This is a genomic window from Bradyrhizobium sp. Ses1, from assembly GCF_059512365.1.
Genome location: NZ_JCAMOQ010000006.1, coordinates 110,949 through 135,958 on the forward strand (window position 1 = coordinate 110,949; position 25,010 = coordinate 135,958).

Consider the following 25,010-nt stretch of genomic DNA (forward strand, 5'->3'; position numbering starts at 1 on the left):
CGAATGAACCGCCAAACAGTGATGCCGACTAAAAACCCCACCCGCATCTATGTCGATGCCGACGCCTGTCCGGTGAAGGACGAGGTCTATCGCGTCGCGCTCCGGCACGGACTTGCCGTCAGCGTGGTCGCTGGCAATTTCATCCGCGTGCCGCAGGACCCGCTGATCGAACGCGTCGCCGCCGGTTCCGGCATGGACGCCGCGGATGACTGGATCGCCGAGCGCGCCGGACATGGCGACATCGTCATCACCGCGGATATTCCGCTGGCGAGCCGCTGTGTGAAGGCCGGCGCAGACGTGATTGCGCCGAACGGCAAACCGTTCACGGAGCAGTCGATCGGCATGACCCTGGCGATGCGCAATCTGATGACCGACCTGCGCTCGTCGGGCGAGATCACCGGCGGGCCACGATCGTTCTCGCCGCGCGACCGCTCGGCGTTCCTCTCGGCACTCGACACCGCGATCCGCCGCATCCAGCGCCGCCGCGCCGAACAAACCGTAACGGGACAAAACTGATGGCGCCGCCCCTGATCCAGCTCAAGGACATCAGGCTGACGTTCGGCGGCACGCCGCTACTCACGGGCGTCGAGCTGTCGGTCTCGGCCGAAGAGCGCGTGTGCCTGATCGGGCGCAACGGCTCCGGCAAATCGACGCTGCTCAAGATCGCGGCCGGGCTTGTCGAGCCTGACGCCGGCAACCGTTTCGTGCAGCCGGGCGCGACCATCCGCTATCTGCCGCAGGAGCCGGATTTCGGCGATCACGCCACCACGCTCGCCTATGTGGAAGCCGGTCTTGGACCCGGCGATGACCATTATCAGGCGCGCTATCTGCTCGAGCAGCTCGGACTGCACGGCGACGAAGATCCCGCCCATCTCTCCGGCGGCGAGGCGCGTCGCGCGGCGCTCGCGCGGGCACTAGCGCCCTCGCCCGACATCCTGCTGCTGGACGAGCCGACCAACCATCTCGATCTGCCGACCATCGAATGGCTGGAAGGCGAATTGCAGAACCGGCGCTCGGCGCTGGTGCTGATCAGCCACGACCGCCGCTTCCTCACCAATTTGTCGCGCGCGACCGCCTGGCTCGACCGCGGCCAGATCAGGCAGATCGACCGCGGTTTCGGCGCATTCGAGGCCTGGCGCGACGAAGTGCTGGCGGAGGAAGAGCGCGATCAGCACAAGCTCGACCGCAAGATCGTCAACGAGGAACACTGGCTGCGCTACGGCGTCTCCGGACGACGCAAGCGCAACGTCAAGCGGCTTGCCAATCTGCATACGCTGCGCGCGCAGCGGCGGAACTATCGCGGCACCGCGGGCAGCGCCAATCTCGCTGCTGCCGAGGCAGACAAATCCGGACGGCTGGTGATCGAGGCGAAGAACATCAACAAGGCATTCGGCGAGCGCAACATCGTGGAGGATTTCTCGATCCGCATCCAGCGCGGCGACCGCGTCGGCATCGTCGGCCCGAACGGCGCCGGCAAGACCACGCTGGTCAACCTGCTGACCGGCGCGGAGGCACCCGATGCCGGCAGCGTGCGGCTCGGCGTGAACCTTGAAATGGCAACGCTCGACCAGCACCGCGAAAGCCTCGATCCGAAATCGACGCTGTCGGAAGCCCTGACCGGCGGTCGCGGCGACCACGTGATGGTCGGTGGCAAGCCGAAGCATGTCGTCAGCTACATGAAGGACTTCCTGTTCTCGCAGGAACAGATCCGCACGCCACTGGAAGTGCTCTCCGGCGGCGAGCGCGGCCGGCTGATGCTGGCTCGCGCACTTGCAAAACCCTCGAACCTCCTGGTGCTGGACGAGCCGACCAACGATCTCGATCTCGAAACCCTCGACGTGCTCGAGGAGATGCTCGGCGATTACGAGGGCACGGTGATCCTGATCAGCCATGATCGCGACTTCCTCGATCGCGTGGTGACGTCAGTGATCGTGCCCGAAGGTAATGGCCGCTGGATCGAATATGCCGGCGGCTATTCAGACATGCTGGCGCAGCGCGGCGCGGATCTGAAGCGCGAGGCGGTGAAGACGACGGTTGTCGAGGAGAAAAAGGAAACGAAGGCTACGGCGCCGACGGCTACGCCAAAGCGGCGGCTGAGCTTCAACGAGAAGCACGCGCTGGAGACATTGCCGAAGACGATCGAGAAATTGCACGCGGAAATCGCAAAACAGCAGAAGCTGCTTGACGATCCCAACCTCTACGCAAAGGATCGCAAGACATTCGACGACGCCTCCGCCGCGATCGCCAAGGCGCAGCAGGAGCTTTCCGCCGCCGAAGACCGCTGGCTCGAACTCGAAGTGCTGCGCGAAGAAATTGAACAGGCATAATCCATGACCAATCCCCTCGCCGCAAAAATCGCCCGCGACTATGGCACGCCTTGCGCCGTCATCGACATGGACCGCGTCGAACGCAACATCGCGCGGATCCAGGCGGCGTGCGATGCGGCCGGCGTGGCGCATCGTCCGCATATCAAGACCCACAAGAACCCGATGCTGGCGCAGATGCAGATCGCGGCCGGCGCCAAGGGCATCACCTGCCAGAAGCTCGGCGAGGCCGAGATCATGGCGGATGCCGGGATCGCCGATATCCTGATCAGCTACAATTTGCTGGGCGACGAGAAGATGGCGCGGCTGGGCGCGCTGCAGGGGAAAGCAAACGTCACCGTGGCGGCGGACAATTCGGTTGTCGTCGCCGACCTGCCGAAGGCCGCGGCTGCGTCGGGCCGCACGCTGTCGGTCGTGGTCGAATGCGATACGGGGCGCAAGCGCGCCGGTGTCGAGACGCCGGCAGAAGCTGTCGCATTGGCGCGCGAGATCGCCGGCGGCAAGGGGCTACAGTTTGCCGGCTTCATGCTGTATCCGACCGAGACCGGCTGGGCGGACGCGCAGAAATTCTTCGACGAGGCCCTGGCCGGCGTGCGCGCCCACGGGCTTGACGCGACCATCGTATCCACCGGCGGCACACCGAACCTGAAAAATCTCGGCAAGCTGAAGGGCGCGACCGAACATCGCTTCGGCACCTATATCTACAACGACCGCATGCAGATCGCCGCCGGCGTCGCCACCTGGGACGACTGCGCGCTGCACATCTATTCGACGGTGGTGAGCCGCGCCGCGCCCGAGCGCGGCATCCTCGATGCCGGCTCGAAGACGCTGACCACCGACACCGGCGGACTCGAAGGCCACGGGCTGATCCTCGAACATCCCGAGGCCAAGATCGCGAAGTTCGCCGAGGAGCACGGCTTTCTTGATCTCTCCCGCAGCAACACGCGTCCCAATGTCGGCGACGTCGTCCGCATCGTGCCCAACCATGTCTGCGTCGTCGTCAACATGATGGACGAGGTGGTGATGGTGCGCGGCGAGGAGATCATCGGAACGCTGCCGGTCGCCGCGCGCGGAAAGCTGCGCTAGCCAAAGCGTGGTGATCTGAATCTCTCACAATACGCCTACCCGCTGGCTCGACTTGGCGACCGAGCTGGCAGCGCTCATTCGAGACATCCCTCTCTTCTCATCAGACGGCCGGCTGGGGCGCGTCACTTACTGGTAGAGATCGAAACATTCCCCCATCGAGTTTGGCGCAGCGCCTATATGGCAGAGGCGCTGTCTAGTTCACGCGCTAATCTGGCGCATGTACAACGCTAGCTTGCAGGCATAGATTACTACGACTGGGTAGCGCCCTACTGCAAAATGCTTTTCATTAGGGAGGAATTGACCGTGGCCGTCATCAGGAAAGTGAAGACAGCTCGGGGCACGGAAGATAGAGACATCACACAGCCAACTCTTTCCTACCCCGACACCGACCTTCCGAGAGTGATCGTTGAGGTGTGGAACAACCGTGGACACATATTGGACCGGGACCCCGACAGCAACATTCCGACGAAACAGGCCGTAGATGAGGCTACGGAACTGATTAATCGAGAAACCGGCATGGCACTGAGGCGTGCCGTCATCATCACCGAAGAAGAGCACGATAATCACTATACTATGCAAGACGATGACGAAATCGTCTTTGTACTGCCGAACCTAAGCCGGATAATCAAAGGCTCAAGCCAACATCAGCTTCTCGAGTCTGCCAAGTTGCTGATGGCCTGTACGCCGAATGGGATTTAGGCATAGGCCTGGCCCAGGCTTAGCAAAAAAGGTAGCTGACTAAGTGATGGTGCTCGACCGCACCGCCGACTGCGGCGCGGGCGCCATATCGTGCGAGGTCAGCCGCGGCGTCGCTACATTTCAGCACTGACTGATCCACAGGGCTTGAAGGTTTGGAGCGAGTGCCCGTGCAAGCACCCTTCATGTTTCTGGGCGTAGGCAAGCACGCCCATGATAATCAAAGCCACCACGACCAGTCCGGCTACGAGGTTCTGCACCATGGCTGCCACTCCAGCTCAACTCACAAGGCGACCAACGCGATCGTGCCCCGGCGCGATCGTGGGGATCAACGCCGGGGCGCGCTTCCTCTCCGCCGACCGGGGCTGGGGGCTGAGTGGCCAGCGAGAGGTCGCGCAGCCAAGGAGAGCACAGCCGTCGAACTGATGGCAGTGCAAACCGTGCCGCGCAGTGCAAAAAATCTGGACGTCGTACAGCGCCTTCGGCTGAGTGCAGCAAAACCCATCAACTCCTCATCGGGACTAAGATGATGGGTTTCGCTGTGCTCTAGCCATCCTACGCATCGAGCCAGTTCAACGCGCCCTTCCCCGCGGCGGCGCCCGTCGCAAACGACGCCTGCAAGAGATAGCCGCCGGTGGGCGCTTCCCAGTCGAGCATCTCGCCGGCGACGAAGATGCCGGGCAAGCGGCGGAGCATGAAGTTGTCGTCGAGCTCGTCGAAGGCGATGCCACCGGCGGTGGAGATGGCGCGGGCGATGGGTGCTGTGCCGGAGAGGCGCAAGGGTACGGCGTTGATGAGGCGCGCGAGATCGGCGGGAGGCTGCAAGGGCAAAGACTCACCTGATGCTTTCGCCGCTTCCTGCAGCAGGCCGATGGCGACGGGCGACAGATTTGCGGTCTTGCGCAGGAAGTTCGAGAACGATTGCTTGCCCTTCGGCGTTGATAGCTTTGCGGCGAGTTCATCGATTGAGAGATCGGGCCTCAAGGCGATATGGAGCGTTGCCTCGCCATCACGGAGGATCGCCTCGCGCAGATCGGCCGATAGCGCGTAGATGGCGCCTCCCTCGATGCCGGTGCGGGTGATGATGGCTTCTCCCCGTACCTGCTGCTCGCCGAAGCTTAACGCGACGCTCTTGAGCGGCTGGCCCTCGAAGCGATCGCGGAAGATATCCGACCAGGCGACGGTGAAGCCGGAATTGGCCGGCCGCAGCGGCGAGACTCTTACGCCTTTCGCCGCGAGCACATCCACCCATGCGCCATCAGATCCGAGTCGCGGCCAGCTCGCGCCGCCGAGCGCCAGGATGGTGGCGCGGGCTTCAACGGCGCGCGTTCCTTCCGGCGTTTGAAACAGCAGGCGGCAGTCATTGTCCCACCCGCTCCAGCGATGCCGCAGCAACAGCCGCACACCTGCGCCGTCTAACCGGCGCAGCCAGGCGCGCAGCAGCGGCGAGGCCTTGAACGCTTTCGGGAAGACACGGCCGCTGGAGCCGACAAAGGTCAGCTGGCCCAGCGCCTCGCTCCAGTCGCGCAACGCTTGCGGCGGGAACGCTTCGATGGCGGCCTCAAGATGCGGCATCGCCTCGCGATAGCGCGCGAGGAATTTTGGCAGCGGCTCGCTGTGGGTGAGATTGAGGCCGCCGCGGCCGGCCATCAGGAATTTGCGGCCAGCCGACGGCATCGCGTCGTAGATCGTGACCAGCGCACCGGCCTGCGCCAGCACCTCAGCCGCCATCAGGCCGGCGGGGCCGGCGCCGATGACGGCAACTTCGTGTGGAGTGGAAGGCATGGCTTGAGTTTAGGCAGGATTCTCGTACCGCAAAACGGCCGTCATGCCCGGGCTTGACCCGGGCATCCACGAAGAACTTGCGCAGCCCTCACGACGTGGATGGCCGGGTCAAGCCCGGCCATGACGGTTGAGTGCGGCGACGCGACGTCGCGTTACAGCTTGACCCCTGCTCTTGCTGCCGCCTGGGCGACATATTTCTGCGTCTGCTCGAACGCGCCCTGCAACGCCCTGGCTTTCGACATGTCGCTGATCTCAGCGAAATGCGCGGCGATGGCGTCGGGGGTCCATTCGGAGGGCGGCAGGTTGATGCCCTCGGTCTCCAGGATCTTGATCACCGCAAACGAGCCGGCGCCGGCGCCCATGATGGTGCGGGTCGGCGCATCCTCGCTCAGCATATATTCCACCGCCGGCGTAATCGCTTCCGGTTTCATCAGCGCGAGCGCCTGCGGCGGCAGCAATTCCTCGGTCATGCGGGTCGCGGCCGTCGGCGAGATGGTGTTGACGCGGATGTTGTTCTTGCGGCCTTCCTCGGCGAGCACGTTCATCAGCCCGACCATGCCGGCCTTCGCCGCACCGTAATTGGCCTGACCGAAATTGCCGTAGAGGCCCGAGGACGACGTCGTCAGCACGATGCGGCCGTAATTGCGGTCGCGCATGCCGGCCCACACCGCCTTGCAGCAGTAGAAGCTGCCGACGAGATGGACGTCCAGCACCTTCTGGAAATCGGCGACTTCGAGCTTGCCGAACGACTTGTCGCGCAGGATGCCGGCATTGGCGCAAAGCAGATCGACGCTGCCCCACTCCTTGGTCGCGCGCTCGAGCATCGCCGTGACCTGCTCGAAGTTCGAGACGTCGGCGCCGTCGGCGATTGCGGTGCCGCCCGCTTTCCGTATCTCCTCGACCACAGCTTCAGCCGGCGACAGCGAGGCGCCGGTACCGTCGCGCGCGCCGCCGAAATCATTGACCACCACCTTGGCACCACGGCTCGCGAGCCCCAGCGCGTGCGCCCGTCCGAGACCATTGCCCGCGCCGGTGACGATGGCGACGCGTCCGTCAAACCTGATTGTCATGAAGTGTGTTCCCGATTTGTCATGCCCGGGTTTGACCCGGGCATCCATCAAAAATCAAAGCGTTTTGAGCAGCGATGGATGGCCGGGTCAAGCCCGGCCATGACGCTGAAAGGAGCGGCTCAGGCGAAGTAGATCAGGCCGAGCCAGTCGGCGACCAGCGCCGGCTTCTCCTCGCCTTCGATCTCGACCGTAACGTTCGTGCGCGACGCCAGCTCGGTCGGCTTGCGCAGCTTGGCCTCGGCGAGCACGAAGCGTCCGCGGACGCGCTTGCCGGAGCGCACCGGCGAGATGAAGCGCAGCTTGTCGAAGCCGTAATTGACGCCCATCGTGGTGCCCTCGATGACGGGCATCACCTGGTAGGACATGATACTGAGCAGCGACATCGTCAGGAAACCGTGGGCGATCGTGGTGCCGAACGGGGTGTCCTTCGCGCGCTCAGGGTCGACATGGATGAACTGGTGATCCTCGATCACGTCGGCATAGGTATCGATCCGCTGCTGATCGATCAGGTGCCAGGCCGACACGCCGATCTCCTTGCCGACCATGCCCTGATACGTCTCCAGCGACACGGGCGGCTTCTTCCAGACTTCGTTCATTTTTCTAATTCTCCGATCCAGTCGCGCGGACCTTCTGCAGCTCCGGGAATTCTTCCTCGCGGAACTCCACGCCGCGCAAACTGTCCTCGCGATTATCCTCATGTTCGAGCCGACGCAACTGCACCCGGCGGATCTTTCCGGAGATGGTCTTGGGCAGCTCGGTGACGAGCTCGATCTTGCGGATGCGCTTGAACGGCGCCAGGCGGGTGTGCAGATGCCCAAAGATCGACAGCGCCGTTTCCGGCGTGCGCTCGACGCCCGAGACCAGCAGCACATAGGCCTTCGGAATTGCGAGCCGGATCGGATCGGGGCTCGGCACGACAGCAGCTTCCGCGACCGCCTCATGCTCAAGCAAGATGCTTTCCAGTTCGAACGGGCTGATGCGGTAATCGGATGATTTGAACACGTCGTCGGTGCGGCCGACGAAGGTCAAATACCCGTCCTCATCGCTGAACACGACGTCGCCGCTGCGATAGATCGCGCCGTCGGCTCCGGAGAGCTTGCCGTCATCGCCCTGATAGCCCTGCATCAGACCAGCGGGCCTGTCGGCACCGAGTACCAGCGTGACCTCGCCCTCCCGGGTCGGATTGCCGTCGAGATCGGTAATCGCGACGCGATAGCCGGGCAGCGGCCGGCCCATCGAGCCGATCTTGACCTTCTGACCCGGCGAGTTGCCGGCCAGCGCAGTGGTCTCGGTCTGGCCATAGCCGTCGCGAATGGTCAGGCCCCATGCCGCCTGCACCTGATCGATCACTTCCGGGTTGAGCGGCTCGCCGGCGCCGCAGACCTCGCGGAGCGACACCTTGAAGGTCGACAGCTTCTCCTGGATGAACAGGCGCCATACCGTCGGCGGCGCGCATAGCGTGGTGACGCCGCAGCGGCCGATCGTTGACAGCAGCGACTTGGCGTCAAAGCGCGGCTGGTTGACCACGAACACGGTGGCCCCAGCATTCCAAGGCGCGAAAAAGCAGCTCCAGGCGTGCTTGGCCCAGCCGGGCGAGGAGATGTTGAGATGCACGTCGCCCGGCTGCAGGCCGATCCAGTACATGGTCGAGAGATGACCGACCGGGTAGCTGCGCTGGCTGTGCCGCACCAGTTTTGGCTTCGCCGTGGTTCCCGACGTGAAATAGAGCAGCATCGGGTCGTCGGCCTTGGTCGGCCCATCGGGCGTGAAGGTTTCCGATGCATCCGCGGCCTGCTCGAAAGGCAGCCAGCCGTCGTGCTGCGACGTCGCTCCGACCACGATGCGCACGAGTTTATCGCTGCCGAGGCCGGAGAACTTCGCAACCTGATCCTGCGTTGCGACCACCGCCCTCGCCTTGCCGCGGTCGAGCCGGTCGCGCAATTCGTCTGCCGTCAGCAGCGTGGTTGCAGGAATCACGACGACGCCGAGCTTCATCGCGGCCAGCATGGTCTCCCAGAGCGGCACGACATTGCCGAGCAGAAGCAGCAAATGATCGCCGCGCCTCAAGCCTTGCGTGCGCAGGAAATTCGCAACCTGATTGGAGCGGCGCGACAGCGTGGCGAACGACAGTTTCGTCTCGCGGTCGCTGCCGGCATCGACGATCCACAGCGCCGCGCGGTCGCGGCTGTCAGGGTTTTGCGCGAGCTCGGCATCGAACCAGTCCAGCGCCCAGTTGAAGGGCACCGGATCGGGCCAGCGAAAACCCTTTACCGCGGTCTCGTAATCCGTGCGGTGCTGAAGCAGAAACGCGCGCGCTTCCTGAAAGGTGGTCATCAGGTCATTCCCTCCGCGCCTTATCCGGCCGCTAAGGGAAACCAGCGACCATTATTTTCCGGCGAGTGCTCTAACGTGCTGGATAATTCCGGAAAAGTCGACCCCGCCGTGACCGGCTGCATCGAACGCCTGATAGATCTCCTGCGCATGCTTGCCGAGCGGCGTCACCGCGCCGGCGGTGTTGGCGGCGTCCTGCGCCAGCGTCAGATCCTTCACCATCAGGTTCGCGGCGAAGCCGGGCTTGTAGCCGTTGTTGGCCGGTGAGGTCGGAACCGGGCCCGGCACCGGGCAATAGCTCGTGATCGCCCAGCACTGGCCCGACGAAGTCGAGGCGACGTCGAACAGCGCCTGATGCGAGAGCCCGAGCTTCTCCGCGAGCACGAAGGCTTCGCCGACGCCGATCATGGAAATGCCGAGGATCATGTTGTTGCAGATCTTGGCCGCCTGCCCTGCACCGGCGCCGCCGCAATGCACGATCTTCTTGCCCATGTTCTCCAGCACGGGCTTGGCCGCCGCGAACGCCTTGTCCTCGCCGCCGCACATGAAGGTGAGCGTCGCTCCCTTGGCGCCGCCGGTGCCGCCGGAGACCGGCGCATCCACCGACAAAACGCCATGCTTGGCCGCAAGCGCATGCGCCTGGCGCGCGCTTTCGACATCGATGGTCGAGCTGTCGATGATAAGCGCACCCTTGGTCACCGCGGGCAGGATCTCGTTCCACACCGACAGCACATGCTTGCCGGCCGGCAGCATGGTGATGACGATGTCAGCGCCCTTCACCGCGGCGACGCTGCTTTCAGCAATCGCGGCGCCATCGCTCTGAGCCTGATTGCGCGACGCGGCCACCAGGTCGAAGGCCACCACCTTGTGGCCGGCCTTCACCAGGTTGGCAGCCATCGGACCGCCCATGTTGCCAAGGCCAATGAATGCAATCGTTGCCATCTGGATGTCCTCCCCGTTTCGTTTTCTATTTCTCGAATGTCAGCTCGTCGGCGCCGATCTCGGCGAAGTATGGCGCCAGCATTTCCGGTGTCACATCCTCGACCCGCGCCGGCGACCATTTCGGATTGCGGTCCTTGTCGATCACGGCGGCGCGCACGCCCTCGCGGAAATCGTCGCTGGCGAACACCGCGAGCGCGGCGCGATATTCCCGCACCAGGCATTCCTCGAGCGAGGACGATGTCCGCGCCAGCCGCAACAGCTTCAGCGTCACCACCATGCCGCGCGGCGATTTCTCGTGCAGCACCTTCAAGGTCGACAGCGCGAATTCCGAGCCGTCGCGCTGCAGCGATGCGATGATATCTTCCATGCGATCGTGCGCGAACCAGGAATCGATCCTGCGCTGCATCGCCGCAGCAGGACCTGAGGTCTCGCCGGTCGCAAAGCCGTCGATCAGCTTCCTGACCTCGGCGTGCGTCACGCCGGCGCGGACTTTCGTCAGCGCCTCGCGCAGTTCAGGCAATTTCGACGACGGCACCTCGGCGTCTGCAAACTTCGCATAGATCGCATCGGGCCCGTTCATGGTCTGCCCGGTCAGGCCAAAATAGGTCCCGAGTTCGCCTGATGACCGCGACAACAGCCAGGTGCCGCCGACATCAGGAAAAAAGCCGAGACCGACTTCGGGCATCGCCAGCTTGGTGCGCTCAGTGACGACACGGTGCGAAGCGTGGCCGGACAGGCCGACGCCGCCGCCCATCACCAATCCATCCATGAACGCCACGTACGGCTTCGGATATTTCGCGATCCGGGCGTTCATGACGTATTCCTGGCGCCAGAACCGCTTGCCGAGATCGCCTCCCGCCTTGGAGCTCTCGTAGAGCCCGCGGATGTCGCCGCCGGCGCAGAGGCCGCGGTCGCCGGCGCCTTCCAGCAGCACCACGGCAACAGCAGGATCGGACTCGAACCGGTCCAGCGCCGCGTCGATGCCTTCAGACATCTCCAGCTTCATGGCGTTGATCGCCTTGGGACGGTTGAGCCGGATCACGCCCGCCGCCCCTTCACAGCGAACGATCAGGTCGCCTTCATCTTGCACGGCAGCCGTCATCGCGCTCCCTCGATCATCTTCCGCGCCACGATCAGCCGCATGATCTCGTTGGTTCCTTCCAGGATCTGGTGCACGCGCAAATCGCGCACGATTTTCTCGACGCCATATTCGCTGAGATAACCGTAGCCGCCGTGCAGTTGCAGCGCCTGGTTCGCGACTTCGAAGCCGACATCGGTACCGAAGCGTTTTGCCATCGCGCACAGCTTGGTCGCCTCGGGATCTTTGCGGTCGAGCGCCGCGGCGGCGCGCCAGAGGAAGGTGCGCGCGGCCTCGAGTTCGGTCGCCATGTCGGCGACGCGGAACTGCAGCGCCTGGAATTCATCGAGCCGCTTTCCGAACGCCTTGCGGTCCTTCATGTAGGCGAGTGCCTTGTCGAGCGCGCTCTGGGCGCCGCCGAGCGAGCAGGCCGCGATGTTGAGCCGGCCGCCGTCGAGGCCGGCCATCGCGATCTTGAAGCCGATGCCTTCTTCGCCCAAACGGTTCTCGACCGGCACGCGCGCGTTCTCGAAGATCACCGCGCGCGTCGGCTGCGCATTCCAGCCCATCTTGCGTTCGTTGGCGCCGAGCGAGAGGCCCGGCGTGTCGGCGGGGATGACCAATGTCGAGATGCCGCCGGGGCCGTCGCCGCCGGTGCGGACCATCACGACATAGAGATCGCCGCCGCCGGCGCCCGAGATGAACTGCTTCTGGCCGTTCAGCACGTAATGGTCGCCGTCGCGCACCGCGCGGGTGCGCAGCGCCGCGGCATCCGAGCCGGAGCCCGGCTCGGTCAGGCAATAGCTCGCCAGCAGCTCCATCGTGCAGAGCTTTGGCAGCCATTTCTGGCGCTGGGTATCGTTGCCGAAGGCATCGATCATCCACGACGCCATGTTGTGGATGGAGATGAAGGCCGACGTCGTCGGACAGCCGGTCGCGAGCGCCTCGAAGATCAGCGCCGCGTCGAACCGCGTCATCGCGGAGCCACCGACATCGTCCTTGATGTAGATGCCGCCCATGCCAAGGGCTGCCGCCTCCCGCATCACGTCGACCGGAAAATGCTTCTCCTCGTCCCAGCGCAGCGCATGCGGCGCGATCTTCTCCGCCGCAAACGCCCGCGCCATGTCTCTGACGGCGATCTGGTCCTCGTTCAGAGCGAACTGCATAGTGGGCTGCTCATTCTTGTCGTCATTGCGAGGAGCGAAGCGACGAAGCAATCCACGCCTCCGCTTGCTGCGCCATGGATTGCTTCGCTGCGCTCGCAATGACGGGCCAGGCTACACCGTCACTTCATCGTCGGGATCGAGAACTCCGCGCCTTCCTTGACGCCCGACGGCCAGCGCGAGGTGACCGTCTTGGTCTTGGTGTAGAAGCGGATCGAATCCGGACCATGCTGGTTGAGGTCGCCGAAGCCGGACTTCTTCCAGCCGCCGAAGGTGTAATAGGCGATCGGCACCGGGATCGGCACGTTGATGCCGACCATGCCGACATTCACCTTGGCGGCGAAATCGCGCGCCGCATCGCCATCGCGGGTGAAGATGGCGACGCCGTTGCCGTAGTCGTGGTCGGACGGCAGCGCCAGCGCTTCGTTGTAGTCATGCGCACGCACCACCGACAGCACGGGGCCGAAGATCTCTTCCTTGTAGATCCGCATATCCTTGGTGACGTTGTCGAACAGCGAACCGCCGAGATAGAAGCCGTTCTCATAGCCCTGCATCTTGAAGCCGCGGCCGTCGACCGCGAGCGTGGCGCCTTCCTTGATGCCGATGTCGATATAGCCCTTGACCTTCTCGACCGCCTCGCGCGTCACCAGCGGACCGTAATCGGCGGACGGATCGATCGAGGTGCCGATCTTTAAGGATTCCACGCGCGGGATCAGCTTTTCCATCAGACGGTCGGCGGTGGTCTTGCCGACGGGAACGGCGACCGAGACGGCCATGCAGCGCTCGCCGGCCGAGCCGTAGCCGGCGCCGATCAGCGCGTCGACTGCCTGGTCCATGTCGGCGTCGGGCATCACGATGGCATGGTTCTTGGCGCCGCCGAAGCACTGGCAGCGCTTGCCGGTCGCAGCGGCGCGCTCGTAAATGTATTGCGCGATCGGCGAGGATCCGACGAAGCCGATCGCCTTGATGTCGGGATCGTCGAGGATGGCGTCGACCGCTTCCTTGTCGCCGTTGACGACGTTGAGAATGCCCGGCGGCAGGCCGGCTTCGATCATCAGTTCCGCAAGCCGCATCGGCACGCCGGGATCGCGCTCCGAAGGTTTCAGGATGAACGCGTTGCCGCAGGCGATCGCGGGCGCGAACTTCCACATCGGGATCATCGCCGGGAAATTGAACGGCGCAATGCCAGCAACGACCCCGAGCGGCTGGCGCAGCGAATAGATGTCGATGCCCGGGCCGGCGCCTTCGGTGTATTCGCCCTTCATCAGATGCGGGATGCCGCAGGCGAACTCGACCACTTCCAGGCCGCGTTGGATGTCACCCTTGGCGTCGGGAACGGTTTTGCCGTGCTCGCGCGCCAAGAGTTCGGCGAGCTTGTCGTAGTCGCGCTGCACCAGTTCCAGGAACTTCATCATCACGCGGGCGCGCCGCTGCGGGTTGGTCGCCGCCCATTCGGGCTGCGCGGCCTTGGCATTCTCGACCGCGGCGCGCAGCTCAGCCTTCGAGGCCAGCGCCACCTTGGCCTGCACATCGCCGGTCATCGGCTCGAAGACGTCGGCCGTCCGGCCCGAGGTGCCCTTGACCTCCTTGCCACCGATGAAATGTCCGATTGAACGCATGAAAACCTCCCTGGTCCCGGCCGAACGCCTGATCCGCACCTTGAGTTTCGACACGTTTTCTTCACGCGAACCGGTATCCACTTCGCTCGAAAACGCTCTAGATCGCTTTACAAACCCTATTGACCCGCATTTTATGGGATTCAAGTCCGATAAATTGCACCATAGATGTGCGGAAATGCTGGATCAAGGCGGCGCGATCGACTGGGATGATTTTCGCTTCGTGCTCGCCATCGTGCGCGGCGGATCGGTGTCGGCTGCGGCAAAACAACTCGGCGTGGATCATGCCACGGTGATCCGCCGTGTCGACCGGCTGGAGCATCACCTTTCGGCGAAGTTGTTCGACCGCCGCAAGACCGGGTACCTCCTGACCGAAGCCGGCCAGCGCGTCGCCGACAGCGCGGAGGCGATGGAATCGACCATCGTCGCCAACCAGGAGGCGGTCGGCGGCTCGCGCGCGCATTTGACAGGGACGGTGCGGATCGGCGCGCCCGACGGTTTTGGCAGCCACTTCCTGGCCTCGCGCCTGGTGAAGTTCACCGACCGGTATCCCGATGTCGATCTGCAACTGGTGGCGACGGCGCGATTGTTCAGCCTGTCGAAGCGCGAAGCCGATATCGCGATCAGCCTGACGATGCCGAAGGAAGGCCGCATCGTCGGGCGCAAGCTGCTCGACTACAGCCTCGGCCTCTACGCTGCGCCCGCCTATCTCGAGCGCGCGCCGGACATCGCTTCGCGCGCTGACCTGCAACAGCATCGCTTCGTCGGCTACATCGAGGAACTCTTGTTCACGCCCGAGCTCGACTACCTGCCGCAGGTCTCGCCGAAGATTTCCGCCAAATTCCGCAGCGCCAATCTGATCGCGCAGCTCAACGCGACCATCGCCGGCTACGGCATCGCCGTGCTGCCGCATTTCATGGCGACAGCGCATCCGGAATTGTCACCGGTGCTGCGGGAGGAAGTGCGGATATCACGCACCTTCTGGCTTCTGATGCATGCCGACAGCAAGGACCTCGCCCGCATCCGCGCGGTGGCGGATTACATCTACGAGACGGTCGAGGATGAGCGGGCGTTGTTTAACGGGGGCTAATCCGTACACCGTCATTGCGAGCGGAGCGAAGCAATCCATGCCTCGGCAAGCGGCGACATGGATTGCTTCGCTGCCCTCGCAATGACGCGGAGAGAGTCGTACGGGTCAATGCGCCTTGGCGCGCGGCTTCTTGGCCGCCGGCTTGGCGGCACGAGACAATACGGCTTCGCGGCCCGAAGCGAGGATCTCGTCGGAGAACTCGCCATTGCCGGCGATGCGGGCCATCACGACGGTACCCATCATGGTCGCAAGCGTTGCCAGCGCCTGCTTGCGTGCGGCCTTCGGCGATACGTCCGGCATCTGGTCGGCTATCATGTCGATCATGCGTTCCAGCTTGGCGGCGAAGGCCTTGCGGGTCTTCGGGCTTTCGCGGGCGATCTCGGCGCCGAGCGAAGGAACCGCGCAGCCGCGGCCGGGATCGTCGCGGTGCGTCGTCGTCAGATAGGAATCGACGATGGTTGCCAGCCGCTTCTCCGGCGGCGTCTCCTCAACGATCTTGCGCCAACGCTCGTTGCCGCGATCCATCGCATAGTTGAACGCCTCGATCACCAGCGCTTCGCGGGAATCGAAATGGGCGTAGAAGCCGCCATGGGTCAGTCCGACCTCCTTCATCAGGTCGGCGACGCCGATGCCATGAGCGCCGCGTTCGCGCAGCCTGACCGAGGCCTGCTTCACGATCCGCTCGTGGGTCTCTGCTTTGTGTTCTTTCGAATAACGCATGAGAGTCTCATTGGATGTTTCCAGTCATATAATAGCACCAAGATGTAAAGAAAGCTGCAGCTATTTCAAATTCGTGCCACCGATCATGGCGAAGGTCGCGGTAGAGTGCACTGCAAGATTGCCGGCGCCGTCGCGGACGAAACCTTCGGTGTAGCTGTTTTGGCGGCCGAGCTTGATCACCTTGCCCTCTGCCCGGATCGTGCCTGAACGTACCGACAGCGGTCGCAGATAAGTGAGCTTCAGGTCGAGCGTGACCGAGGTCTGGCCGGCGGGGAGCATGGTCGAGATCGCGCAACCCATGGCAGTATCGAGCAATGCCGCAGCGGTCGCGCCGTGCAGGAGCCCGATGGTGTTCTCGAGGCTCTCCTCGGGATCGAGTTCCATCACGATCCGGCTGGGCTCGACGACAGCCATCCGGAAACCGATCAGTTTGGCGAACGGCGGCGGCGGCAGGATGCCGTCGCGGATCCCGCACATCGCTTCCATCCCCGTCATCGCGGCAGCGACCTTCGCGATCGGCCTAGGCGCCTGCCAATGCACCACCCGCTCGCGGCGGGACGTTGGCGAGAGCAGATCGACAGTATCGACGAAGGTCATGGCAACTCCTTTCAAGTGACGTTAGATGATAATCATCATTCTATTGCACGCACTGCTGCGTCGCAACACCGGTTGCGCGACGGCTTGACAAGCGCCGCCATTGTCCGGGAAGTGGCCGGATGTTCCCCTGCCCGAGATGATGCCATGGAAATGCTCAACCCCCATTGCGGCGTCGACCGCGATTCCCGCGGCGTGGTCCGCCTCACCGTCTGCAACGCCGGCTCGCTGAACATCCTGAGCTCGGCCGTCACCGATGGCGTCCGCGAAGGGTTCGAGAAGCTTGCCGATGACCGCGATATTCGCGCGGTGATCCTGGCCGGCCAGAGCGAGAAGAGCATGATCGGCGGCGCCGATATCAAGGAGATGGCCAAGCTCGAGCAGAAGTCGGCGGAAATCTTCATCACGCGACTGCGCGACCTCTGCGAGGCCGTGCGCCGATTCCCGGCGCCGGTCATCGCGCGAATGCCGGGCTGGTGTCTCGGCGGCGGGCTGGAAGTGGCCGCAGCCTGCGATTTCCGGATCGCGGCGCATGACGCAAAATTCGGCATGCCCGAGGTGCGCGTCGGCATCCCCTCGGTGATCCATGCGGCGCTGCTGCCGCGCCTGATCGGCTGGAGCCGCGCGCGCTGGCTGGTGATGACCGCCGAGAACATCGACGCACCCACCGCGCTCGCCTGGGGCCTTGTCGACAAGGTCGCGAAACAAGGCGAGCTTGACGCCGAGGTCGAACGCACCGTGGCGGCGCTGCTCGAATGCGGCCCCGAAGCGCTGCGCATCCAGAAGAATTTGCTGCGGCAATGGGAAGAACTGCCGCTGACGGAGTCGGTCAATCTGAGCGTCGGCGTGTTCGGGAAATCGTTCCTCACCGGCGAACCGCAGCGGCTGATGCAGGGGTTTCTAGGGCGAAAGCGGTAGCCGCAAAGCGCGCCGTCATGCCCGGCGAAGGCGGGGCATCCAGTACCCGCCAAACGACGTTCTGTGGTTACTGGATCATCCGCCTTCGCGGATGATCACAGCGGTGGGGATGAAGCACGACAATTTCTCATGCCGGCGGGCGTTGCAATTTTTGCGACGCATCATATGATTATCATCATGTGACCAAGAATCCTCCAGGGAGCCCGCCATGGCCAATGCCTCCGATCCCGTCGTTATCCTTTCCGCCGCCCGTACGCCGCTCGGCCGTTTCATGGGCGAATTGTCGCCGTTCAGCGCGCACAAGCTCGGTTCCCATGTGATCGGTGCAGCGCTGGAGCGGGCAAAGCTCGCGCCTGAACGCGTCGATGAAGTGTTCATGGGCAATGTGCTGCCGGCCGGCCAGGGCCAGGCGCCGGCCCGCCAGGCCGCGCGCGGCGCCAAACTGCCCGACGCAACCGGGGCGACCACGGTCAACAAGGTCTGCGGCTCCGGCATGAAGGCGACCATGCTCGGGCACGACATCATCAAGGCCGGCTCGGCCGAGATCGTGGTGTCCGGCGGCATGGAGAGCATGAGCAACGCGCCGTATCTGCTTGCCAAGGCGCGCGGCGGCTATCGCGCCGGCCATGACCGCATCATCGACCACATGATGATGGACGGACTTGAGGACGCCTACGAGACCGGACGCTCGATGGGCGATTTCGGCGAGGCGACGGCGGAGGCCTATCAGTTCACACGCAAGGACCAGGACACTTACGCGATGGAGACGCTCACGCGGGCGCGCAACGCGGTCGAGGGCGGCGCGTTCAAGGCCGAGATCGCGTCGATCACGATCACGGAGAAGGCAGGCCCGCGCGTGATCGCCAATGACGAGCATCCGCTCAAAGTGGATCCCGCCAAGATCCCCGGATTGAAGCCGGCATTCCGCGCCAACGGCACCATCACGCCGGCCGCCTCCTCCGCCAATGCCGACGGAGCCGCGGCGCTGATCCTGGCCAAGCGCTCGCTGGCCGATCGCGACGGCCTGCCGGTACTGGCCGAGATCAAGGGCCATGCCACCCACAGCCAGGAGCCGCAATGGTTCACCACGGCGCCGATCCCGGCGATCCGCAAACTGCTCGACAAGGTCGGCTGGAGCGTCGGCGACGTCGACCTGTTCGAGATCAATGAGGCCTTCGCGGTGGTAGCGATGGCGGCGCAGCGCGACCTCGGAATCCCGCGCGAAAAACTCAACATCAATGGCGGCGCCTGCGCGCTGGGTCACCCGATCGGCGCCACCGGCGCGCGGCTGATCGTGACGCTGCTGCATGCGCTGGAAGCGCAGAACCTGAAGCGCGGTGTCGCCGCACTCTGCATCGGCGGCGGCGAAGCCACCGCGATCGCGGTCGAGCGGGTCGCGCATTAGCCTTCGCCCCCTAATGTCCTGAAACGAGGGAAGTATGGCATTTACGTCATGCCTCCCTCGCGGCAGTATCTGCCTGACGAGCTAACCTTCCAGTTAGAATTTTCCGAGGCTGCATGATCTCGAACTGGCTGGCGGCCGCCCTTGGCCGCCGCAATGTCCATTACGGCTGGGTGATGGTCGGCGTCACCTTCCTCGCCGCGCTAATTGCCGCCGGCACCGTCGGCGCGCCCGGCGTCTTCATCGTGCCGCTGCAGCAGGAGTTCGGATGGAGCACAGCGGAGATCTCCTCCGCGCTCTCGATCCGTTTCATCCTGTTCGGTCTGATGGCGCCCTTTGCCGCGGCGCTGATGAATCGTTACGGCTTGCGCAATGTGACCTTGGTGGCCCAACTCATCGTGGTTTCCGGCCTGCTTGCCTCGCTCGCGATGACACAGGTCTGGCAGTTGGTGCTGCTGTGGGGAGTCGTGATCGGAATCGGCACCGGCATGACGGCGCTGGTGCTGGGCGCGACGATCGCTGCGCGCTGGTTCGTCGCGCAGCGCGGCCTCGTCATCGGCATCATGACCGCGAGTGTCGCAACCGGCCAACTCGTCTTTCTGCCCTTGATCGCAACCCTCACTGAGCGCTTCGGCTGGCGGATCGCGCTGTCGCTGGTCTGCGTCGTGCTCGGCCTGTCCGCCTTCCTGGTGCTGCTCGTCATGCGCGACCGGCCGAGCGACGTCGGCCTCCGCCCGTTCGGCGACACCGGCAAGGAGCCACTCCCCGCGCCGCCGCCGAGCAACACGCCGATCATGGCGGTCGCGCTCGGCACGCTGCGCGACGCGTCGAAGTCGCCGGTATTCTGGATCCTGTTCGCGACCTTCTTCATCTGCGGCGCCTCCACCAATGGCCTGGTCCAGGTGCACTTGATCCCGATGTGTCTCGATTTCGGCATTCCGCAGGTGCAGGCTGCGAGCCTGCTCGCCGCTATGGGCATTTTCGATTTCTTCGGCACCATCGTCTCGGGCTGGCTGTCGGACCGCTATGACAACCGCTGGCTTCTGTTCTGGTATTACGGCCTGCGCGGGCTGTCGCTTATCTTCCTGCCGTTCACCGATTTCTCATTCTACGGCCTGTCGCTGTTTGCGATGTTCTACGGGCTCGACTGGATCGCTACCGTGCCGCCCACCGTGCGCCTGACCGCGCAGAACTTCGGTGTTGAGCGCGCCAATCTCGTATTCGGCTGGATTTTTGCCGGACATCAGCTCGGCGCCGGTGCCGCCGCCTTTGGCGCCGGCCTGTCGCGGACGGTCTACGCAAGCTACCTGCCCGCCTTCTTCATTGCCGGCGCGCTCTGCCTCGTCGCTGCATCGATCGCGCTGGCGATCAGGCGGCCGGCGCTGAAAGCGGTCGCGGCAGCCGCTTAGATCCCGTGGGGTGGGCAAAGCGCAGCGTGCCCACTTTTCCTTGCACCGAACGTGGGTGGTGGGCACGCTCCGCTTTGCCCACCCTACAAGTCGCGGCGCGCCTCCAGAGTAACGTCGTCACTCATCACGCAGCTAATACGCGATGGTCGTACGTACACCGACCATTACACCATCCTTGATGCGATGCGTCTGCGTGGGATCGTAGGGATCGACCGCGCCGCCGCCCGGATGCGCAATATATTGAAGCACCGGCTGCAGATAGAAGCCGGGCCTGACCTCATGCTGATAGGTGACCTCGAAGATCGCCTCGTAGTCGCGGATCGGGTATGGCGTTCCGGTGAAGAACTGGATGTCGCGATCGAGAGCGCGGGCGCGGTCGGAGATTCTGGCATAGGTTGCAGCGACGCCGAACCTGTCGTTCGGATGGGCGTCGCTGAAGCCGGTGAACAGGAAGCCTCCGTCGACATAGGCGTTGACCAGGTTGCGATCGGACGGGCTCACCGAGGCCCGCATGAAGAATGCGACGCCCTTGTCCGAACCCGATGCGGCGCGCGCCAATTGCTGCTCGTAGACCATGAACAATCCCTGGTTTCGGCGCCACCACGCCGGATTGCCCGAGCTATTCGGATCGGCGAGCGACAGGCCGTCACCCGAAAAGCGCTGATCGGGAAACGACATCATGTGATACCAGCCACCGCCGGTGATCGTCGCCGGCAGCCGGCTCTCGCCGATCTCGAACTTGTATTTGAGCTGTCCGATCCACCACGACGGATCGTTGACGCGGAACAGAAGGCCGTTGGCATTGGCGAACTGCGCGTCGTCCGCGTCCGGCGGCGCCGCGCTGCCGTCGAACAGTGCGAGATAGGCCGTGATCCGGTCCGAGAGCGCCGCCTTGATGCGAATACCAGGCACGGCAAGCGGCGGCGACGGCCCGCCGGCCGGCAGGTTGATGCCTGTGATGCCGGGCCAGCCCAGCGCGGAGTTGATGAAAATATCGTCGTACTGGCTATCGATGAATTCGACATCGGAGGCCTGTTGGCCGACGCGGACGGCGAGCTTGCCGCCAAGCAGTTGCTGCTCGATCCAGAGCTCATAGAGCCGCGTCGAGGGCAAGGCCTCGACGCCGGAGACCAGCATCAGATTGCCGATATAGCTGCGCGACAGGCCGTCGCCATGGATCTGGAACACGTTGGCGTGGAAGGTGGCGCCGGTCCAGCCCATCACCTTTTCAAGGTCGATGGTGGTGCCGAGATCGAGACGCCCGGTATAGATCGCGCCGGTACGCATGCCGCCGGAGACGTTGGCGAGCCCCTCGCCGATATAGGTCAGGCTGAACTGGTAGCCGGCATCGGCCAGCCTGTCGCGCAGGTCCTTGTCGCTGCCGTCGGGCTGATCTGCCGCGCGGGCGGCTGCGAGGGCAAGGGCAGTGATCGCCGCGAATGCCGTGACCGCGCGGATGAGCACTCGGTACATGCAATGATACCGCAGCCCGTTATTTGACGATGCCCAGGCGACGCATGATCAGATAGGCAAGGCCGGAGGCGGCGATCAACAGCACCGCGGCCCACAGGAAGCCGCTGTCGACGTCGGTGAGCGGCAGTCCCTTGGTGTTCATGCCGAAGATGCCGGTGACCAGCGTCGGCGGCAGCAGCATCATGGTCACGACAGAGAGCGCGTGCAGATGCCGGTTGCTCTCCTCCTCCAGCTTGAAGCGAAGCTCTTCCTCCAGCAGCCGGCTGCGTTCGCGCAGCTCGGTGATATCGTGGTCGAGACCGTCGAGCCGCTGTGCGAGCTTTGCGGCATGCAGCCTTAGCGCCGGGCTGAGATTTTCGGGGCTCTTCTGCTCGAGCCGGTGGAACAGGACACGCAAGCCGGCAAGCTGACGATGCAGCCGCAGACAGGTTCGCCGCAACCGGCCGAGCCCGGCGCGCATCTCCGACTTGGTCTCGCCGGACAGCACCCGTTCCTCGATGCCGTCGATCTCGGTGGCGATCTTGTCGGCCATCCGGTCCATGGTGTCGGCGACCTCGTCGATGATCTTCTCAAGCAGCGCCGCGACCGTCGCGACACGATGGCCGCCTTCGAGCACGCGGCGCGTGGCATCCACCGCGCACAGCGCCTGATGGCGGCCGCTGATCAGGAGACGCTCGGTCATCGCGAAGCGAAGGAAGCCGGTTTCCTCCGTTGGGGAGTCGATCTCGCGCACGAGATCGGAGAACACGCCATAGACGCAGTTGTCGATGGTGTGGAGCTGCTGGAAATTGTCATGCGACAGCAAGAGATCGCGCGCCAGCATCGGAAACTGCAGGCCGCCAAGCCATTGCCGGCTGCGACCATCCGCCAGATTGAAATGCAGCCAGAGCCTGCCATCATGGCTGAACTCGATCGGCGCATCGATGGGCAAGGATTCAGCGGTGCCGTCGCCATGCAGACGGAACGCCCACACCAGGCCAGGGATCACCGGAGTGGCGTCCGCCGGCACGCTGACAATTTTCGCTGGTTCAGCCGACATGACCAGCCCGAAGCTCAACGCGAGACATCGTCAACCCCTGCGCAAGCCAGCACATATCAGTGCGGGACACCTTCCCCACACGCCGGCACGCGACGATTGAATTACGCTTCTGTTACAGTTTGATGTCGCAGCCTACTCCGCCGCGAGACCCGTTGCGGCCAGCTCGGCTTCCTTGTTGTAATCGTGCACGACGCGGCCGAAGGGCAGCGTCAGATCGGCGAGGAAATGATGCGCGCCGACCACTCGCCGCACCGGAAAATCCGCAACCGGCGCATTGACGTGCGGTACCAGATGCAGCCGGCCGGGACCGATCCATGAGCCCTTGACGTTGATGTCGGTCAGATTGATCGCGACGAGCTGGCAGACTTCGAGACGGCCATCGACTCCCGGGATCATCTTCAGATTAACTTGCGTCTTCGACAGCGTCGCGCGGGTGATGTCGCCATTGCCCGCCATGCTCTCATGCTTGTAGCCCATGGTGCCCATGGCGACGAGCTGGCCGGCGTATTCGAGCGTGCCGGTCAGCGTGTCCTTGACGATCTCGAGCTTGGGATGGGCGTATTTCTTCGGAAAGCCCCAGATCTCCCGGCCCGCCGCAATCGGCGGATCATCGTCGAGGTACATCTGCGAAACAAAATTGACCTCTTCGCCGTGCAAGCGCGCCGGGATCACCAGACCGGACTCGGTATAACTGCCGAAGCCGGAACTATCAGGCATCTTGATCCATTCGTAGTGCACGATCGGCTGATCAATCGGCTCGAGCGGCTCAGGCAGCCCGGCACGGATCAGCGCGGGATCGGTCTCGTAGGTAATGACCAGGAATTCGCGATTGACGAAGCGGTAGGGTCCTGCGGGATAGCTCGGGCCCGCGGCTGGCATTGACGGAAGCCGCAATAGTTCTTCCCTGCGCATCGCAAATCCCCCTGTTTGCAATTAATGGCCCGAACGCTAGCGACGGACATTGACATTGATATGAGGGATTTCCTTCAGCCGCGTGACCCGAATGTCCCCCTTGGCGGCTGTCATCAGCGCGTCACGGGCACACGGAATCGTTGGCGCGCAGGGAGTGCAAGGACATGGATGCGCGTAGCCCACATTTCGACGAACAAGAAACTGCAACCTCCCATCGCGGCTGGCGGCCGGAGCGCTGCGACCGTGTCGCGCTGGTGCTGCAAGGCGGCGGTGCGCTCGGCGCCTACCAGGCTGGCGTCTATCAGGCGCTGCACGAAGCAGGTATCGAGCCGGACTGGATCTGCGGCGTCTCGATCGGCGCGATCAACTCGGCAATCATCGCTGGCAATCCGCCGGAGCGGCGGCTTGAGCGACTGCACACATTCTGGGACCGCATCACCAGCCGCAAGATCTGGCACTATACGCCTGACGGAGACATCTTCCGCAAGGCGCGCAACTTCACCAGTTCATTCATGACGACGGTGCTGGGCCAGCCCGGCTTCTTCGCGCCCCACACCACCAGCCCATGGCTCAGCCCGGCCGGCGCCAGGACCGCGACGAGCTATTACGACACGGCGCCGCTACGCGAGTCGCTGCTCGAGCTGGTCGATTTCGAGCGCATCAACTCCAAGAGGATGCGCTTTGCCGTCGGCGCGGTGAACGTGCTGTCGGGCAATTTCATCTATTTCGACAACGCGCATGACGAGATCATTCCCGAGCACATCATGGCGAGCGGCGCGTTGCCCCCGGCGCTGCCGATGGTGAAGGTGGGCACCGACCATTTCTGGGATGGCGGCATCGTCTCCAACACGCCGCTGCAGCATCTGCTCGACCAGGTCGACAGCCTGAATTCACTGGTGTTCCAGGTCGACCTGTTCTCGGCCCGCGGCGTGCTGCCCCGCGACATCCACGACGTAATGGCCCGCCACAAGGACATCATGTATTCCTCGCGCACGCGCTACAACACCGATATGTATCGCAAGACCCACAATCTCCGCGCCCGCCTCTATAAGGCGCTGTCGAAGATTCCGAACGAGCAGCTATCGGAGGAAGAGCGCCAGCTCCGCGATTCCAACAGCGCCCTGCCGAGCATCGCGATCCTGCAACTGATCTATCAGCAGAAGGCCTATGAAGGCCACGCCAAGGATCACGAATTCTCGGGCACCTCGATGCGCGAGCACTGGATGAGCGGGCATGAAGACACCAAGCGCACGCTGATGCGGCGCGACTGGATCAAGATGCCCGACGCCGGCATGGGCATCGTGGTCCACGACGTGCACCGCGAGAGCGAGGTGTAGGACTGCCGAAAGGACGCAGGCGCCA

General features: G+C 63.9%; 22 protein-coding genes. 9 read left to right on the plus strand and 13 right to left on the minus strand.

Features of this window, described 5'->3' with window-relative positions; all coding sequences use genetic code 11:
• The first annotated feature begins 3 nt into the window (after positions 1-3).
• From AC5ZG5_RS10330 to AC5ZG5_RS10345, 4 genes are all read left to right on the plus strand, one after another.
• On the plus strand, positions 4-516 hold the full coding sequence (locus AC5ZG5_RS10330) for a YaiI/YqxD family protein (RefSeq protein ID WP_456641761.1): 513 nt from the start codon (positions 4-6) through the stop codon (positions 514-516).
• Positions 516-2,327, plus strand: coding sequence for an ABC-F family ATP-binding cassette domain-containing protein (locus AC5ZG5_RS10335; RefSeq protein WP_456641762.1), 1,812 nt, complete (start codon positions 516-518; stop codon positions 2,325-2,327). The genes AC5ZG5_RS10330 and AC5ZG5_RS10335 overlap by 1 nt, the downstream gene beginning before the upstream one ends.
• 3 nt (positions 2,328-2,330) lie before the next feature.
• The gene (locus AC5ZG5_RS10340) at positions 2,331-3,410 is read left to right on the plus strand and encodes a D-TA family PLP-dependent enzyme (RefSeq protein WP_456641763.1); all 1,080 of its coding nucleotides are present in this window, start codon (positions 2,331-2,333) and stop codon (positions 3,408-3,410) included.
• Between the two features lie 303 nt (positions 3,411-3,713).
• Positions 3,714-4,109 carry a hypothetical protein gene (locus tag AC5ZG5_RS10345; RefSeq protein ID WP_456641764.1) on the plus strand — a complete coding sequence of 132 codons (396 nt, stop codon included), beginning with the start codon at positions 3,714-3,716 and terminating at the stop codon, positions 4,107-4,109.
• 552 nt (positions 4,110-4,661) lie between these two features.
• Here the strand turns inward: AC5ZG5_RS10345 and AC5ZG5_RS10350 are convergent.
• From AC5ZG5_RS10350 to AC5ZG5_RS10385, 8 genes are all read right to left on the minus strand, one after another.
• The gene (locus AC5ZG5_RS10350; protein WP_456641765.1) at positions 4,662-5,891 is read right to left on the minus strand and encodes a BaiN/RdsA family NAD(P)/FAD-dependent oxidoreductase; all 1,230 of its coding nucleotides are present in this window, start codon (positions 5,889-5,891) and stop codon (positions 4,662-4,664) included.
• A 152-nt stretch (positions 5,892-6,043) separates the two neighbouring features.
• Complete coding sequence (locus tag AC5ZG5_RS10355) at positions 6,044-6,961, minus strand: SDR family NAD(P)-dependent oxidoreductase (protein WP_456641766.1); 918 nt, start codon at positions 6,959-6,961, stop codon at positions 6,044-6,046.
• 119 nt (positions 6,962-7,080) lie between these two features.
• On the minus strand, positions 7,081-7,557 hold the full coding sequence (locus tag AC5ZG5_RS10360) for a MaoC family dehydratase (RefSeq protein WP_028164634.1): 477 nt from the start codon (positions 7,555-7,557) through the stop codon (positions 7,081-7,083).
• Between the two features lie 4 nt (positions 7,558-7,561).
• Positions 7,562-9,295: an AMP-binding protein gene (locus AC5ZG5_RS10365; protein ID WP_456641767.1), complete on the minus strand. Its 1,734-nt coding sequence runs from the start codon at positions 9,293-9,295 to the stop codon at positions 7,562-7,564.
• Positions 9,296-9,346: 51 nt separating this feature from the next.
• Positions 9,347-10,234 carry a 3-hydroxyisobutyrate dehydrogenase gene (gene mmsB / locus AC5ZG5_RS10370; RefSeq protein WP_456641768.1) on the minus strand — a complete coding sequence of 296 codons (888 nt, stop codon included), beginning with the start codon at positions 10,232-10,234 and terminating at the stop codon, positions 9,347-9,349.
• A 25-nt stretch (positions 10,235-10,259) separates the two neighbouring features.
• Positions 10,260-11,336, minus strand: a complete 1,077-nt coding sequence (locus tag AC5ZG5_RS10375) for an enoyl-CoA hydratase/isomerase family protein (protein WP_456641769.1) — start codon at positions 11,334-11,336, stop codon at positions 10,260-10,262.
• Positions 11,333-12,478, minus strand: a complete 1,146-nt coding sequence (locus AC5ZG5_RS10380; RefSeq protein WP_028164630.1) for an isobutyryl-CoA dehydrogenase — start codon at positions 12,476-12,478, stop codon at positions 11,333-11,335. The genes AC5ZG5_RS10375 and AC5ZG5_RS10380 overlap by 4 nt, the downstream gene beginning before the upstream one ends.
• Before the next feature lie 119 nt (positions 12,479-12,597).
• Complete coding sequence (locus tag AC5ZG5_RS10385; RefSeq protein ID WP_456641770.1) at positions 12,598-14,094, minus strand: CoA-acylating methylmalonate-semialdehyde dehydrogenase; 1,497 nt, start codon at positions 14,092-14,094, stop codon at positions 12,598-12,600.
• A 175-nt stretch (positions 14,095-14,269) separates the two neighbouring features.
• Here AC5ZG5_RS10385 and AC5ZG5_RS10390 point away from each other — a divergent pair, with 175 nt between their 5' ends.
• Positions 14,270-15,181: a LysR family transcriptional regulator gene (locus tag AC5ZG5_RS10390; protein WP_456641771.1), complete on the plus strand. Its 912-nt coding sequence runs from the start codon at positions 14,270-14,272 to the stop codon at positions 15,179-15,181.
• A 105-nt stretch (positions 15,182-15,286) separates the two neighbouring features.
• Here the strand turns inward: AC5ZG5_RS10390 and AC5ZG5_RS10395 are convergent, their stop codons facing one another.
• Together AC5ZG5_RS10395 and AC5ZG5_RS10400 are read right to left on the minus strand one after the other, a co-directional pair.
• Positions 15,287-15,901, minus strand: a complete 615-nt coding sequence (locus AC5ZG5_RS10395; RefSeq protein ID WP_456641772.1) for a TetR/AcrR family transcriptional regulator — start codon at positions 15,899-15,901, stop codon at positions 15,287-15,289.
• Positions 15,902-15,961: 60 nt separating this feature from the next.
• Positions 15,962-16,498 (minus strand): PaaI family thioesterase, encoded by a 537-nt coding sequence (locus tag AC5ZG5_RS10400; RefSeq protein WP_456641773.1) that lies wholly within the window; start codon positions 16,496-16,498, stop codon positions 15,962-15,964.
• Positions 16,499-16,642: 144 nt separating this feature from the next.
• Between AC5ZG5_RS10400 and AC5ZG5_RS10405 the strand changes: the two genes are divergently transcribed.
• The 3 genes from AC5ZG5_RS10405 to AC5ZG5_RS10415 all read left to right on the plus strand — a co-directional run bounded on the left by AC5ZG5_RS10405 (position 16,643) and on the right by AC5ZG5_RS10415 (position 20,224).
• Complete coding sequence (locus AC5ZG5_RS10405; RefSeq protein WP_456641774.1) at positions 16,643-17,413, plus strand: enoyl-CoA hydratase; 771 nt, start codon at positions 16,643-16,645, stop codon at positions 17,411-17,413.
• A 208-nt stretch (positions 17,414-17,621) separates the two neighbouring features.
• Positions 17,622-18,818 (plus strand): acetyl-CoA C-acyltransferase, encoded by a 1,197-nt coding sequence (locus AC5ZG5_RS10410; protein ID WP_028164626.1) that lies wholly within the window; start codon positions 17,622-17,624, stop codon positions 18,816-18,818.
• A 113-nt stretch (positions 18,819-18,931) separates the two neighbouring features.
• Entirely contained in the window at positions 18,932-20,224 is a 1,293-nt protein-coding gene (locus AC5ZG5_RS10415) for an MFS transporter (protein ID WP_456641775.1), read from the plus strand.
• A 132-nt stretch (positions 20,225-20,356) separates the two neighbouring features.
• Here the strand turns inward: AC5ZG5_RS10415 and AC5ZG5_RS10420 are convergent, their stop codons facing one another.
• The 3 genes from AC5ZG5_RS10420 to AC5ZG5_RS10430 form a co-directional block, all read right to left on the minus strand.
• Positions 20,357-21,697, minus strand: coding sequence for a carbohydrate porin (locus AC5ZG5_RS10420; RefSeq protein ID WP_456641776.1), 1,341 nt, complete (start codon positions 21,695-21,697; stop codon positions 20,357-20,359).
• 19 nt (positions 21,698-21,716) lie between these two features.
• Positions 21,717-22,736 carry a transporter gene (locus AC5ZG5_RS10425; protein WP_456641777.1) on the minus strand — a complete coding sequence of 340 codons (1,020 nt, stop codon included), beginning with the start codon at positions 22,734-22,736 and terminating at the stop codon, positions 21,717-21,719.
• Between the two features lie 132 nt (positions 22,737-22,868).
• Positions 22,869-23,648: an acetoacetate decarboxylase gene (locus AC5ZG5_RS10430; protein ID WP_028164622.1), complete on the minus strand. Its 780-nt coding sequence runs from the start codon at positions 23,646-23,648 to the stop codon at positions 22,869-22,871.
• A gap of 164 nt (positions 23,649-23,812) precedes the next feature.
• On the opposite strand from AC5ZG5_RS10430, the gene AC5ZG5_RS10435 reads away from it, so the two are divergent.
• Positions 23,813-24,985, plus strand: coding sequence for a patatin-like phospholipase family protein (locus AC5ZG5_RS10435; RefSeq protein WP_456641778.1), 1,173 nt, complete (start codon positions 23,813-23,815; stop codon positions 24,983-24,985).
• Positions 24,986-25,010 lie beyond the last annotated feature (25 nt).

Coding starts and splice junctions, on each gene's coding strand:
- AC5ZG5_RS10425 (WP_456641777.1), bottom strand. CDS start 22,736: ATGTCGGCTGAACCAGCGAAAATTGTCAGCGTGCCGGCGGACGCCACT.
- AC5ZG5_RS10410 (WP_028164626.1), top strand. CDS start 17,622: ATGGCCAATGCCTCCGATCCCGTCGTTATCCTTTCCGCCGCCCGTACG.
- AC5ZG5_RS10435 (WP_456641778.1), top strand. CDS start 23,813: ATGGATGCGCGTAGCCCACATTTCGACGAACAAGAAACTGCAACCTCC.
- AC5ZG5_RS10365 (WP_456641767.1), bottom strand. CDS start 9,295: ATGACCACCTTTCAGGAAGCGCGCGCGTTTCTGCTTCAGCACCGCACG.
- mmsB (WP_456641768.1), bottom strand. CDS start 10,234: ATGGCAACGATTGCATTCATTGGCCTTGGCAACATGGGCGGTCCGATG.
- AC5ZG5_RS10350 (WP_456641765.1), bottom strand. CDS start 5,891: ATGCCTTCCACTCCACACGAAGTTGCCGTCATCGGCGCCGGCCCCGCC.
- AC5ZG5_RS10380 (WP_028164630.1), bottom strand. CDS start 12,478: ATGCAGTTCGCTCTGAACGAGGACCAGATCGCCGTCAGAGACATGGCG.
- AC5ZG5_RS10395 (WP_456641772.1), bottom strand. CDS start 15,901: ATGCGTTATTCGAAAGAACACAAAGCAGAGACCCACGAGCGGATCGTG.
- AC5ZG5_RS10360 (WP_028164634.1), bottom strand. CDS start 7,557: ATGAACGAAGTCTGGAAGAAGCCGCCCGTGTCGCTGGAGACGTATCAG.
- AC5ZG5_RS10355 (WP_456641766.1), bottom strand. CDS start 6,961: ATGACAATCAGGTTTGACGGACGCGTCGCCATCGTCACCGGCGCGGGC.
- AC5ZG5_RS10430 (WP_028164622.1), bottom strand. CDS start 23,648: ATGCGCAGGGAAGAACTATTGCGGCTTCCGTCAATGCCAGCCGCGGGC.
- AC5ZG5_RS10335 (WP_456641762.1), top strand. CDS start 516: ATGGCGCCGCCCCTGATCCAGCTCAAGGACATCAGGCTGACGTTCGGC.
- AC5ZG5_RS10405 (WP_456641774.1), top strand. CDS start 16,643: ATGGAAATGCTCAACCCCCATTGCGGCGTCGACCGCGATTCCCGCGGC.
- AC5ZG5_RS10400 (WP_456641773.1), bottom strand. CDS start 16,498: ATGACCTTCGTCGATACTGTCGATCTGCTCTCGCCAACGTCCCGCCGC.
- AC5ZG5_RS10330 (WP_456641761.1), top strand. CDS start 4: ATGAACCGCCAAACAGTGATGCCGACTAAAAACCCCACCCGCATCTAT.
- AC5ZG5_RS10340 (WP_456641763.1), top strand. CDS start 2,331: ATGACCAATCCCCTCGCCGCAAAAATCGCCCGCGACTATGGCACGCCT.
- AC5ZG5_RS10385 (WP_456641770.1), bottom strand. CDS start 14,094: ATGCGTTCAATCGGACATTTCATCGGTGGCAAGGAGGTCAAGGGCACC.
- AC5ZG5_RS10415 (WP_456641775.1), top strand. CDS start 18,932: ATGATCTCGAACTGGCTGGCGGCCGCCCTTGGCCGCCGCAATGTCCAT.
- AC5ZG5_RS10420 (WP_456641776.1), bottom strand. CDS start 21,697: ATGTACCGAGTGCTCATCCGCGCGGTCACGGCATTCGCGGCGATCACT.
- AC5ZG5_RS10390 (WP_456641771.1), top strand. CDS start 14,270: ATGCTGGATCAAGGCGGCGCGATCGACTGGGATGATTTTCGCTTCGTG.
- AC5ZG5_RS10375 (WP_456641769.1), bottom strand. CDS start 11,336: ATGACGGCTGCCGTGCAAGATGAAGGCGACCTGATCGTTCGCTGTGAA.